This is a genomic window from Bacteroidales bacterium, assembly GCA_021157585.1.
Classification (GTDB): domain Bacteria; phylum Bacteroidota; class Bacteroidia; order Bacteroidales; family UBA12170; genus UBA12170.
This window is the reverse complement of the sequence record JAGGWH010000110.1, coordinates 1-12843: the sequence shown is the minus strand read 5'-3', so window position 1 is coordinate 12843 and position 12843 is coordinate 1. Positions and strand designations below refer to the sequence as shown.

The window sequence follows — 12843 nt, the reverse complement described above, 5'->3', positions numbered from 1 at the left end:
TTCTTAGTCCAAACCTCAGCCCCACTTTTGCTAAAGCCTGAATACCCATAATCTTCTACCGAAGCTTTACTCGACAAATGTTTTATATGCAATCCCAAAGTAAAATTTCTATTTAATTTTCCGTTTAGAAATAATTCCGCATAAGGCGTTGTATATAAACCCATTCCGGCAATTACCACATTTTGTTTATACTTTGGTTCTTTTGGACTAATATAACGTGCTGCTTTTAGGTCTTCCAACTCAAAAATGGTTGAGATTAATTTAGGGTTGGTATAATACTCCAGCTTAAATTTTGTATTTGTATTTTCCTCGCTTGTTGGGAAATTATTGATTTTTTGCGCTTTAGAAATAGTTGGGCTATAAGGTGCTATAACCGTAACTTCCTCTTCTGTAATTGTTTGAGCAATAGCTATAAATTCAAAACTCAGGAACAAACCAATTACTAATACTATTTTAAATATCTTTTGATTATACATAATTCCCAATTCTTAATTATTAAAATTACTAATCGTACTGATTGTATCCACGGGAGCAATTTCATTTTGTTTTTCCAGCTCTTCCAAATATTCTAACTCTAAAATAGCTTGCTTTTTTTGCATAGCCGAATTGATTAAAGCCGTATCCGACTGGTTATCGATAATACTTTGAAGCGTATGTTTTGCCTGAAATGTATTCCCATATTTCACATAAACATCAGCCAAAAGAATAAATCCTTTTGCTATCCAATAATCGTAAGAACCATAATCATTTATCAATTCAAAAACCATTTTCTCGGCTAATTTATAATCGCCAAGCTGATACTGAATAAGAGCTAAATGATATTTTGCTTCTGCCGATGCATTACCTCCCAACAAGCCTTCAACAATTTTATATTCGCGTTGAGCCAAAGCCATTTGATTGGTTTTAAAGGCTGCTTTTGCCATATAAAGATGTGCTCGTTTATAGCTCTGCTCATCGGCATCAGGCGAACGCAAAACTTGCTGAGCAATCATCATTGTAGAATCGTACATATTCAACTGATGATAACTTTCGAGCTGACCTTCACGGGCAATAATTCTATTTTTATCGCTCGAAGCAATCTTATAAAGTCGTGCATATGCATTCAGTGCTTCTCTAAATTGCTTTTCATTACGATAGATATAAGCTATTTTCGATAAAGCACTTTCATAAAATAAAGTGTTGGGTTGTTCTGTAACAAATTTATAATCTTCGGCAGCACGATTAATTAAATTGGCTTTCAGTAAACATTCGGCACGATAATAATGTGCACTCACAACAAAAGCACCTTCAGGAAATTTCTGAATATATTCTGAAAAACCCGGAACAGCAGCCTCACAATCACCATTCATATAGACGTTCTCCGAAGCGCGATACATAATAGTATCCTGATCTGAACTACTCACACGAGCGTTGGGCAAATCTTTTACATAAACAAAAAACTCATCCGCCATATTTGATTCAACATAAATATTTCTGATACTTACCAAAGCTTCTTTAGATTCTTGAGTGCCGGGAAAACGTTCAACCACCATCTTTAAATTGCGTAATGCCTCACTCCTATTATCTAAATTGTAATATGCTAATCCTGTTTTAAGTAATGCTATTCTATAAAACGAGCTATTGGGAAATCGTTGAATAAGGGCATTAAAAGTTTGGATTGCTTCCGATTCTCTACCCATCAACAAATATGTTATTCCCAATTCTGCAAAGGCATCATCGCTTAAATCAAAATCGCGACCCGTTTCGGTAAATGCTTTTAGCACCCTGATTTTTTCTGCAAAATCGCCATTACCACCATAAGCTTGTGCTTTTTGATAAACAGCATAAGGCAAATAATTTTGACTTACTTTTTCCGCTTTTTCGTAATTAGCAATTGCTTGATTAAAATCTTTTCCTATAAAATAAATATCGGCTATACGCAGATAAGCATCTACAAGACGAGGATTGCCGACCTTAGCATTTTGGATATATTGAATAAAATATTTTTTTGCGTTTTCAAAGTCATCCATTTGAAAATACGCATAGGCTATATTGTAATCAATAAGCTTATAATTATTCAATCGCCGTGAAAAACCATTTTGCTTTAAGTCTCCAAGAAGTTGTATTGACATTTTATAATTGCCTGTCAGATAATACGTTTCTGCTAACCAATATTGTGCTTTTATTCGAGTTAATTTGTCGTAGTTATAATTAACAGATTTTTTCAAAAGCTTTGATGCTTGCTGATAATTTCGTTCTCTAAACAATTCTATAGCACGATTGTAAGTAATTCTTTGATAAGCTGCCAACAGTTGATTATTCTTATTGGGAATCCTCTCAATCTCTTCCAAAGCACCTTTATAATTCTTAGCCGACAAAAACAGATTAACCAAATATTCATTGGCTTCGCTTATGCGATTGGAATTTGGATAATTAGTCATAAATTCTAAAAGTGCTTTTATAGCTTTATTATACGGGTCGTTACTAAGCTCATATGAAACCTTAGCAAAATTGAACATCGCATCTTCTTGTAATTGCTTGTCAAAAGACAACTGATAAGCTCGATAAAAAGCTTCGCCCGCAAATTGCTTTTGTCCCATCTGCAAATAACTAGCACCTACATTATAAAATGCATTCTGACTTAAAGCATCGTCTTTGATTTTCACTTTTTCAAAGTAACGTATTGCCTGCTGATATTCTTCGCTCTTCATATAAGCAAATGCCAACTGATAATAATCGGCACGTGTAAAATCGCTTTTAACAGCTTGTCGGTAATACTCCAAATACTCAATTGCATCAGAATATTTTTCAATTTTAAATAAAGAAACGCCTAATATATGAGCTATTTCAGGCTTTCGTTTATCGCTAGATTTTTTATACAAAGCAGGTGCATCTTTTGCAACATACTGATATTGCTCCTGCTTAAAAGCAATTTGCACAATATAATATGGCACAATATCTTTAAACATCGGACTGTTTTGAATCTGCTTAAAAGCTTTTAAAGCCGTAGTGTATTTTTCTTCTTGATAAGCAATATGTCCGTAATAATAGCTTGCAGTAGGAGCATATTTAGATTTACTATCCTTTACTTTATAGAGGTAAATATTCGCTTTATCAAATTGATTAGTATAAAAATAACAATAGCCAAGTCGGAAATTGAACTTCTCTTTTTCAGCTTGATTCAAACCTGATATTTGAACTGACTGATACAATATAATTGCTTGTTTAAAACGCCTATGTTCAAACTGATAATCCGCCAGCAATAGATCTAATTTTGCCATTTGGCTATAAACACGATGATTTTTTTTAAACATTTCTGCTTGATAAAAAGCATCTTTAGAGCCTAATTTTAAAGCTGTCAAAGCCGAATAAAAATCCACATCACGTTTTAACGCATTACTAAGAGAGTTAGATTGCAAGTCGCTAAGCAATTGCTGAGCAGCCACAAATCGATTGCTTTTATATAAATCAACAGCTGTTTTAAAGCTGTTTTGCGGATCGGATTTTAATTGTGTCGACTGCGCCCAAACAACTGTTTGCAGATTCGCAATCAGGAAAATAAAAACAAAAAAATATTTAACAATGCCTTTACGCATAACCAATAGAATTAGATGTTTCGCTAAATTACCAACAATAAAGAGGTTTAAGATTTTCATCACCTCCATTCTAATAACATACAATTGTTAATAAACGAAAGAATAGAGGAATTCGTGTGTTTGAATTGGAAATGATTTGGAGGAAATCAATTTAGCACTGTTAGCACCGATTTGTAATCGGAGTTCCATAGCACATTGTTTTTTTTAACGGATTACAAATCCGCTCCAACATATAGACTTTCAGCCTAGATCTATCTCCTTCAGTATGCAAAGATCTCTCACTGCGTTCGAGATGAGGGAGTAGGTGCTCCGTCAACGGGTGAATGTATGAGAAAAGAGAGTATAAGCGTATTTAAACTAAATCAATTCTATCGTTTTTGTTTCTATCCAGCCAATACTACCATTAGCGATTTTAATTTCGCACCATTGCCCAACTTTATCTATTACCCATAGTTTGGTTCCTTCGTGAATAACAAATAAATCAACACCATTTGCATTAGGCGAGCTTTTAACCGTAACAGAAGGCTTAAACACTATAGCTTGTGCTTGCTCAATCTGACTAATATGCTTTTTGTAAGTTAAGAATAGTCCTGAAACCGATAAAAACAGAAAAATCAAGCCGAAATAAAAGCCTGTTTTTCTCATAAAAATACTCTTCCCCAAAAAATACAACAGGCTAAACAAAGCAGAAATGGAAAATAGCACCAACGAAATCTTAGCCCAATTATCAACCGAGAACATATTGTACAAACCAACATACCATCGTACAAAAAACAATAAAGGCAAAGATTCTATCTTGTCCTGAATACGAGTATTGGCTAACTTTAAATTGAATAGAGCATCTTCGTTAGCGGGATCAAGTTTTAAAGCTTTTTCAAAATATAAAATTGCCGATGGTATTTCGTTTTGTTTATAAAAACTGTTTCCAAGATTATAATAAAGCTCAGTAGAATGATAACCTTCGTCTAATACTTTTTGATAGGTTAAAATTGCCGAATCATATTTAGCTTCAGCATAATAATGCTCAGCATCTTTAATATACGTTTGGTAATCTTGTCCGAAAAGCAAGATTGGCAACTGCACTAAAACGATAATTATACTTAATACAAATCTATTCATCGCTTTAATTATTTTAATTGACTTTCTATTTTACTAATTATCTGTAGGCCTTCTTTATAAACCTTATCCATTGCAACATCCTTATCTCCCGGAGCAAAACGAGCAAACTCACAATCATTTAATGTATCCGTAAACTCGTTAATCAGCTCTGCACTTACTTTCTTCTCAGTCAAATAATCGTGAACGGTTTCAATGGAAAGAGCTGACAGACCAATATTAAATTTGTCGGCAATATAACCCCAAAGTGCTTGAGATAATTCAACATAAAATTCTTGATCGTTACCGGCTTTCAAAAAGCTATTGGCTTTTTTCAAACGCTTCTTAGCCAGCTTGGTAGCTTGCTTATTTTTCATCAATCCTTCGTTACTACGTTTTTTAATTTCTTTTCGCCAAACAATTACTATTAAAAGAACTAAAACTAAAGGCAAAAACAATAAAATATAAAATAAAGTAGACCCAAAGAAATGACTACCAATAAGTTGAAGTTTATAAGGATAAGATGTAAGATAACGGATATCCTGCCCGATATAACGAATATCTTCTTTGTTTTCGCCGGCAAAAGTCATATTTGAGCTTGTTGACAAATTGCCTTTCTCTACTTGTATTTGATAAGCATCTGTTGTTTTATATTCGTAATGCTTTGTTTTTGGATTAAAGAAGTTAAAACTTGCTGATGGAATATCGTAAGTTCCTGAGCTTCGAGGAATCAATGTATATTCAAAAATTTTATAACCGGAAACACCCGTACTTCCTTTGCGAATATTTGTTGAAATTTTAGGATCATAAACCTCAAAATCGGCAGGAAACTGCACAGACAAATCAGGAATCAAATCAATATTTCCCTTTCCACTTACTGTATATTTAACAGTTACCGCTTCATTAGTTTTTATCTTTGTTTGATCTATATTTGAGCTTATGGTAAATTCACCTACGGCACCACTAAAATTCTCCGGTTTATTTTCTGCAGGTAAGGGTAAAACTTCAACTGTAATTTTTTTTGTGCGTAGTTTTTTTTCTATACTTTGATATGCATTATTAAAAAACGGATCGTTAAAAAAGCTATCGAAAAATGGATCATTAGATGCTGTTCTTTTTTTATTATTTATAATTTTAGCCACACAACTTAATTCCATAGCGGGAATTTCTATTTTACCCGTCTTTTGTGCAAAAACAGCTTCGCGTTTTAAATCGGCAACAATATAATCCTTACCATTTATATTTTGATTATACTGTTTTAACTGCTGACCATTATCCAATAAATTGATAGACCAAAACCCGGGATAAGAAGATAATTTATCAACCGACAGGTTAGAGACCGGAACCAGAGTAAATATTTTATGTGTTAATAATATCTGTTCTCCCTGATATACTTTTTTCTTATCTACAAAAGCTTCAATAAAAAGCTGCTTATCATCAACCGCAACTAAATCAGGCGATTGTGATGTGGCAGCAGCATTACTTCCGGAAAGGGTTTTGGAATTACTATTTCCACCAATTACTTCAATTGTAAAAGGATTAGTAGCGTATTCTTCTCCATCGACAGAACAAGTGGCCGACCCAATATTAAAACTTCCTTTTGTTTTAGCATAAAAAATATAGCTATAAGAAATACTGACATTATGCGATACTTTTCCATTAACGAAGGATATACTGGAACTTTGAGAACGATTAGGACCACTCAATATTTGAAAGCCCGTAAAAGGAGGAGCTTTAAATTCATCAATATCGGCATTAGCAACAAAAGTTACACTAAACCGTTGTCCCTCCGACACCCTGTTAGGAGCTTTAACCGAAAAATTTACTTCCTGAGCCGACAGATGAGAGCTAAGCGATATTAAAAGTACACTGAGTAAGTATAGCAGTCGATTCATTTTTCTTTAGTTTTTATATGGTCGAATTGCAAAAGTATTAAAACTAAGGTTATAGGCTCTATAAAGAGACTACCAATCTTTTTCTTTTTTAACAACTCTTACTTTTCCTTTTTTTCCTTTTTTAAGTTTTTCTAATGTTTTCTTCTCATTATTTTTTAAAGCTTCCAGCATTCTTTCAGCATCTTTCTTAGATATCTTTTTAGATTGTTGGTCGTTCATTTGCTGTTCGGACTTTCCTTGATCATTTTTATTATCCTGCTGTTTTTGCTGGTCTTTATTTTGATCTTTTTTATCTTGTTTATCTTTTTGCTGATCTTTATTTTGATTCTTATCCTGATCTTTTTTATCGTTTTTATCTTTTTGTTGATCTTTATTTTGATTCTTATCTTGGTCTTTTTTATCCTGCTTATCCTTTTTTTTATCTTGTTGATTTTTCAGCATTTGTCGAGCAAATTCTAAATTATATCTGGCATCTGCATCCGCAGGATTATTACGTAATGCCATTTTATATGCTTCTATACTTTGCTCGTACTGTTTTGCTTTCAAAAGCGAATTACCTAAATTATAATAAGCCATTCCTTTTTGTTCTTTTGCTAAATCAGCTTGCCCGATCTTAGCAAACATTTCGGCTGATTTTTCAAAATCCTTTTGCTCATAAACAGCATCGGCCAAATTAAAAGTGCCACTCAAAGAATTCGGGTTCTTGTCTAATGCCTTACGATAATTTATCTCAGCATTTGCAAATTCGTTATTCTGATACGATTTATTTCCTTGTCGAACCAAAGCTTTATCGCTTTGTGCATTGACAAAAGCAACAGAAAACATAAAGACTATAAATAATATGTTCTTCATCATTTCTTCTTATTTATCGAACAATTTAATTTTACCTGCAAATCGACTTTTTCTTTCAAATATAAGGAGTTCAAGAATTAACAAAAATATTGCCAAAGCGATAAAATATTGAAACCTGTCTTCATAATCAGAGAACATTTTTGTTTCGTAACGCTGTTTTTCCATTTTACTAATTTCCTCAAATACCTGATTCAATCCTGCCGAAGTATTATTAGCTCGTACATAAATCCCTTCGCCGGCAGTTGCCACCTTTTGCAGAGTTAATTCATCAAGTTTAGTAATAACGGTTTTTCCCGATATATCTTTTTTAAAACCCATCTGCTGTCCGTTGCTAAACTCTGGAATTGGAGCTCCTTCGGGTAAACCAATACCAATGGCATAAACTTTCACTCCCTGTGCAACAGCGCTTTCAGCTGCGGCTATGGGATCGTCGTCATGATCTTCCCCATCCGTAATTACAACTATTGCTTTCTCGTGTTTATTGTCACTAAAAGCCGTTAAAGACAAATCTATTGCCTGTCCGATACTGGTACCTTGTGTTGGAACAATTTCGGTATCTATGGTAGATAAAAATAATTTTGCTGCACTATAATCCGAAGTAATCGGAAGTTGCATATATGCTTTTCCTGCAAAAACTACTATACCAATTCTATCTCCCTCTAACCTATCAATAAGTTGCGAAATTGCTCGTTTTGCTCTTTCCAAACGATTAGGTTTAATATCTTCGGCCAACATAGAATTAGATACGTCAAGAGCCATAACCAAATCAACACCCTTACGCTCCACCTCTTCCAATTTGGAACCTATTTGCGGATTTGCCAATCCTAAAATCAAAAAGAAGAAAGATAAGCTTAATAAGATAAATTTTATCCAAAGCTTAAAATTAGAGCGATTAGGCATTAAAGCCTCAATAAGATTCTTATCACCCAATTGTTTAATATTTCGTTTTCTCCTTAGAATCATCACCCAAAAGAAAACAAAAAACAAGGGGATTAATATCCACGCATATAAATAATTTATTTCTTCAAATCGAAACATTTCCATAATAATACGTTTTAAGGAATCGTTTTTAAATAAACGTATTTCAAGAGCATTAACATTACAAAAAAGAATAATGCCCACAAGGCATAAGGTTTAAATTCCTCAGTCTTTTGATTAAATACCGTTACGTCAATTTTTGATTTTTCCAACTCATCGATTTGAGCGTAAATTTCTTGAAGCTTTTTATTACTTGTTGCCCTAAAATATTTTCCATCTGTTGTGGCCGCAATTTGTTTTAGCAGAGGCTCATCAATTTTTACTTCCATAGGACGCAACTCGATACCAAAAGGCGTTTGTACGGGATAAGGTGCTGTTCCTATTGTTCCCACTCCTATAGTATAAACTCTAATGCCAAACATTTTAGCTATTTCGGCTGCCGAAGAAGCATCTAACGAACCCATATTACTAATTCCATCGGTCAACAAAATAATAACTTTACTAACAGCCTGACTATCTTTTAAACGAGCTATAGCCGTTGCCAAGCCATCGCCAATGGCAGTTCCGTCTTCAATCATTCCGCTTTTTACGTCTTTAAATAATGTTTTCAGAACTTGATGATCTGTTGTAAGCGGACATTGAGTAAAAGCTTCGCCCGAAAATATAACCAATCCAACACGATCGTTGGGGCGTCCTTCAATAAAATCGGATGCTACTTTTTTTGATGCTTCCAAACGATCAGGCTTTAAATCTTGTGCCAGCATACTTCCCGAGACATCCAAAGCCATCACAATATCTATTCCTTTTACAGAAACATTTTGCTGTTTAGCAGTACTTTGCGGTCTGCTTAAAGCTATAATGAGTAATCCTAAAATAATCATTTTTAAGACAAAAGGAATATGTATCAATCGTTGCCTGATAGTTTTAGGAACACCCTTAAAACGGCTCAAATCGGAATAATTTAATTCAGCATAATTTTGTTTATTCTTAAACCAATACCACAAAACTAAAAGCGGAATTAAAAGCAGTAAATAAAAGAATTGAGGGCTTGCAAAATCAATATTATTCCACATTGACGACCTCCTCTCCTTTTGACTCTACTTCAATCATCTTTGTTTCATTTACAAAATCGATTCCGTTATTTAAACAAGTATCATTCTCTAAGGCATTTGGGTTTGCTTTCGCAAATTTTACCAAATCGGCTAATTCCAGACTATCCTTCAATTTCTGCATTGCATCATCGTTAATAGCGAATTCTTTTAAACCATCAACAATCTCGCCGGTAGTCATTTCTATTGCCATAACATCAAATCGCTCTTCAATATAGGTTCTGAGAATATCCGTTAACTCCGAATAATATTCCTTTACTTTTCCGGCTTGCCAAAGTTTTTTCAAGCGTAGGTGAGCCATATTGTCGAGTGCCTTTTCGTGAGCAGGTATTTTTGGCTTTTCTTTCTTGAATATAGGTTTCTCTTTTCGTTTTCTATAAAAATAAAATGCTGCAAAAATAAGTCCGCCTAAAGCTAAAACAAGTAATATCCAAGGAAGTATTTCCATAAATGTATAAGGCTCGGGCATAGGACCAACCAAAGGCTTAATAGGCTTAGTTGTGTCTGCATCAACGGTAAAAACATTAATCAAATGCGGATCGGAAACTATAGTTTGAATAGCTGAATCTGATTTATTTTTATATCCAAACGAAAAAGCCGGTAAAACAAAATATCCACTATCAAAAGCAGTAACCTTAAGTTCCTGATAAAAACGTGTTTTACCCTCAAGAAAAGAAGTATCTATATTTGACCTTTCAACTATTTCCAAATTTGGTCCAAGAGAATCGGGCAAAAAAGGAAAATAGCCTTGTTTATCGGAAGGAAATTGAAAGTCGATATTTACTTTTACTTGTTCACCAATTAAAATAGCATTGGTATCTATAGAAACATTTACTTGCTGTCCGAACATTGACAGACTAAATAAACTAAAAACTATAAAGGATAAAAACCGTTTCATTATAGTCTTCCCTCCCTTTTTTTAAACATCTTCATTAACGGAATGACATAATCTTCACCCGTTGAAATCTCAGCTAAATCCACGCCGCTTTTCTTTACTATATCCTGTACTTTGTGAGTGAATTGTTTTGCGTTATTGGCAAAATGATCACGTACCTCTCTGCTTGATGTATCAACCCAAATTTTTTCTCCGCTCTCGGCATCTTTTATTTGTACCATTCCTACATTTGGAATATTTGATTCACGTTCATCACTCACACGAATAGCCATTAAGTCGTGTTTATTGCCTGCTATTTTCAATGCATCTGCATAGTTATCACACATAAAATCGGAAATCAAAAAAGCAGTACAACGCTTTTTAATAGCATTGGTTAAAAATTTTAAGGCTTCGCCGATATCAGTTTTCGCATTATCGGCTTTAAAATCAACCAATTCTCTGATAATACGTAAAATATGAGAAGTTCCTTTTTTAGGAGGAATAAATTTTTCAATTTTATCACTAAAAAATATTACACCAACCTTATCATTATTTTGGATAGCAGAAAAAGCTAAAACCGCAGCTATTTCCGTAATCACATCCATTTTAAAACTGTTGTTAGTTCCAAAATTATTCGATCCGCTAATATCAATCAAAAGCATTACGGTAAGCTCACGCTCCTCCTCAAATATTTTTATATAAGGCTTATTGAATCTGGCCGTAACGTTCCAGTCTATAGTCCGAACATCATCGCCATACTGATATTCACGAACTTCGCTAAACGCCATTCCTCTTCCTTTAAAAACAGAATGATATTGCCCCGAAAAAACTTGTCGGGACAAACCTCTTGTCTTTATTTCAATCTTCCTTACCTTTTTAAATATCTCTTTTGCTGTCACAATATTGTTCGTTAATAAATGTGATTTTTAAATCAAAACACGAAAAACATTAAATTACTGCTGTTAATAAGACTTATTCTTATGGGACTTCAACAGTATTTAAAATATCGTTGATGATATCTTCTGAAGTAATATTTTCGGCTTCTGCCTCATAGGTTAAACCAATTCTATGCCGCAAAACATCATGAGCCACCGCACGAATATCTTCAGGAATAACGTAGCCTCTTCTCTTAATAAAGGCAAAGGCTTTTGCAGCTAAAGCAAGATTTATACTGGCACGAGGAGAACCGCCAAAAGCAATAAATCCTTCTAACTTTTTGAGATTATATTTTTCCGGATAACGAGACGCAAATACAATATCGGTAATATATTTTTCAATTTTCTCGTCCATATACACTTCACGAACGACTTCACGAGCACGAATAATATCTTCCGGTTTTACGACGGCATCAATAGTTTCAAAAGTATTATTAATATTTTGTCGAAGAATAAGCATTTCCTCTTCTTGATTTGGATAAGTAATAACCACTTTTAGCATAAAACGGTCGACTTGAGCTTCTGGTAAAGGATATGTTCCCTCTTGTTCGATAGGGTTTTGCGTAGCCATTACCAAAAACGGATCGGGTAATTTAAAAGTTTCCTCACCAATGGTTACCTGATGCTCTTGCATAGATTCCAAAAGTGCACTTTGTACTTTAGCAGGAGAACGGTTAATTTCATCTGCTAAAACAAAGTTAGCAAAAACAGGTCCTTTTTTAATTTGGAACTCTTCCTTTTTTTGAGAATAAATCATTGTTCCTACTAGATCGGCAGGCAATAAATCGGGAGTAAACTGAATCCGACTAAACTTAGCATCAATAGCTTTTGATAAAGTTGTAATTGCTAATGTTTTGGCCAAACCGGGAACACCTTCGAGTAGAATATGCCCATTGGATAAAAGACCTATTAACAAACTTTCAGTCATATGTTTTTGTCCAACAATAACTTTATCCATTTCTTTGGTTAGCATCTCGATAAACGAACTCTCTAATTTAATTCGTTCATTCAATTCACGAATATCTGTTTGCATCATAATTTAAAAATTTATGCGCAAAGATAAGGCGATGTTAAGGATTTTAGTAAGTACGCTCCGTTAAATTTTGTTAAGTGTATTCTCCGATTTTTTAAGGGTTTTTTAATAGTTGATTATAAAACTATACCTCAAAGGGACACGAAGGAGACACAGGGTTACAAAGGGAAATTGATAACCGAAAGAAATTAATATTACAGTAATTCCTTCGCGACTTGGCGGCTTAGCGAGAAAAAAATCACGCAAGGACGCAGAAACGCAGAGAATGTTAGGATAACTTGAGTAAAAAATAAACCATAGAGACACGAAGTCACAAAGAGAAATGGTGACCGGAAAGAATTACATTACAATTATTCCTTCGCGACTTGGCGGCTTAGTGAGAAAAAAATCACGCAAGGACGCAGAAACGCAGAGAATGTTAGGATAACTTGAGTAAAAAATAAACCACAGAGACACGAAGTCACAAAGAGAAATGGTGACCGGAAAGAATTACATTA

10 protein-coding genes are annotated in these 12843 nt (G+C 34.0%); all 10 read right to left on the bottom strand.

Annotated elements, in window-relative coordinates:
* On the bottom strand, positions 1–476 hold a 476-nt coding region (locus tag J7K39_07855), incomplete at its 3' end, for a hypothetical protein (GenBank protein ID MCD6179803.1).
* Between the two features lie 12 nt (positions 477–488).
* A complete protein-coding gene (locus J7K39_07850) occupies positions 489–3635 on the bottom strand; it encodes a tetratricopeptide repeat protein (protein ID MCD6179802.1) in 3147 nt (1048 codons plus the stop codon).
* Positions 3636–3932: 297 nt separating this feature from the next.
* Entirely contained in the window at positions 3933–4694 is a 762-nt protein-coding gene (locus J7K39_07845) for a tetratricopeptide repeat protein (GenBank protein ID MCD6179801.1), read from the bottom strand.
* 8 nt (positions 4695–4702) lie between these two features.
* Positions 4703–6565, bottom strand: coding sequence for a protein BatD (locus J7K39_07840; protein ID MCD6179800.1), 1863 nt, complete (start codon positions 6563–6565; stop codon positions 4703–4705).
* Positions 6566–6634: 69 nt separating this feature from the next.
* Positions 6635–7420 carry a tetratricopeptide repeat protein gene (locus tag J7K39_07835; protein MCD6179799.1) on the bottom strand — a complete coding sequence of 262 codons (786 nt, stop codon included), beginning with the start codon at positions 7418–7420 and terminating at the stop codon, positions 6635–6637.
* Between the two features lie 6 nt (positions 7421–7426).
* Positions 7427–8455, bottom strand: a complete 1029-nt coding sequence (locus tag J7K39_07830) for a VWA domain-containing protein (protein MCD6179798.1) — start codon at positions 8453–8455, stop codon at positions 7427–7429.
* A gap of 17 nt (positions 8456–8472) precedes the next feature.
* The gene (locus J7K39_07825) at positions 8473–9456 is read right to left on the bottom strand and encodes a VWA domain-containing protein (protein ID MCD6179797.1); all 984 of its coding nucleotides are present in this window, start codon (positions 9454–9456) and stop codon (positions 8473–8475) included.
* A 1-nt stretch (position 9457) separates the two neighbouring features.
* Positions 9458–10402: a hypothetical protein gene (locus J7K39_07820; GenBank protein ID MCD6179796.1), complete on the bottom strand. Its 945-nt coding sequence runs from the start codon at positions 10400–10402 to the stop codon at positions 9458–9460.
* Entirely contained in the window at positions 10402–11277 is an 876-nt protein-coding gene (locus tag J7K39_07815; GenBank protein ID MCD6179795.1) for a DUF58 domain-containing protein, read from the bottom strand. Before J7K39_07815 ends, J7K39_07820 begins: the two co-directional genes overlap by 1 nt.
* Before the next feature lie 79 nt (positions 11278–11356).
* Positions 11357–12349, bottom strand: coding sequence for an AAA family ATPase (locus J7K39_07810; protein MCD6179794.1), 993 nt, complete (start codon positions 12347–12349; stop codon positions 11357–11359).
* Positions 12350–12843: the final 494 nt, after the last annotated feature.

Coding starts and splice junctions, on each gene's coding strand:
- J7K39_07835 (MCD6179799.1), bottom strand. CDS start 7,420: ATGATGAAGAACATATTATTTATAGTCTTTATGTTTTCTGTTGCTTTT.
- J7K39_07810 (MCD6179794.1), bottom strand. CDS start 12,349: ATGATGCAAACAGATATTCGTGAATTGAATGAACGAATTAAATTAGAG.
- J7K39_07845 (MCD6179801.1), bottom strand. CDS start 4,694: ATGAATAGATTTGTATTAAGTATAATTATCGTTTTAGTGCAGTTGCCA.
- J7K39_07820 (MCD6179796.1), bottom strand. CDS start 10,402: ATGAAACGGTTTTTATCCTTTATAGTTTTTAGTTTATTTAGTCTGTCA.
- J7K39_07840 (MCD6179800.1), bottom strand. CDS start 6,565: ATGAATCGACTGCTATACTTACTCAGTGTACTTTTAATATCGCTTAGC.
- J7K39_07830 (MCD6179798.1), bottom strand. CDS start 8,455: ATGTTTCGATTTGAAGAAATAAATTATTTATATGCGTGGATATTAATC.
- J7K39_07850 (MCD6179802.1), bottom strand. CDS start 3,635: ATGAAAATCTTAAACCTCTTTATTGTTGGTAATTTAGCGAAACATCTA.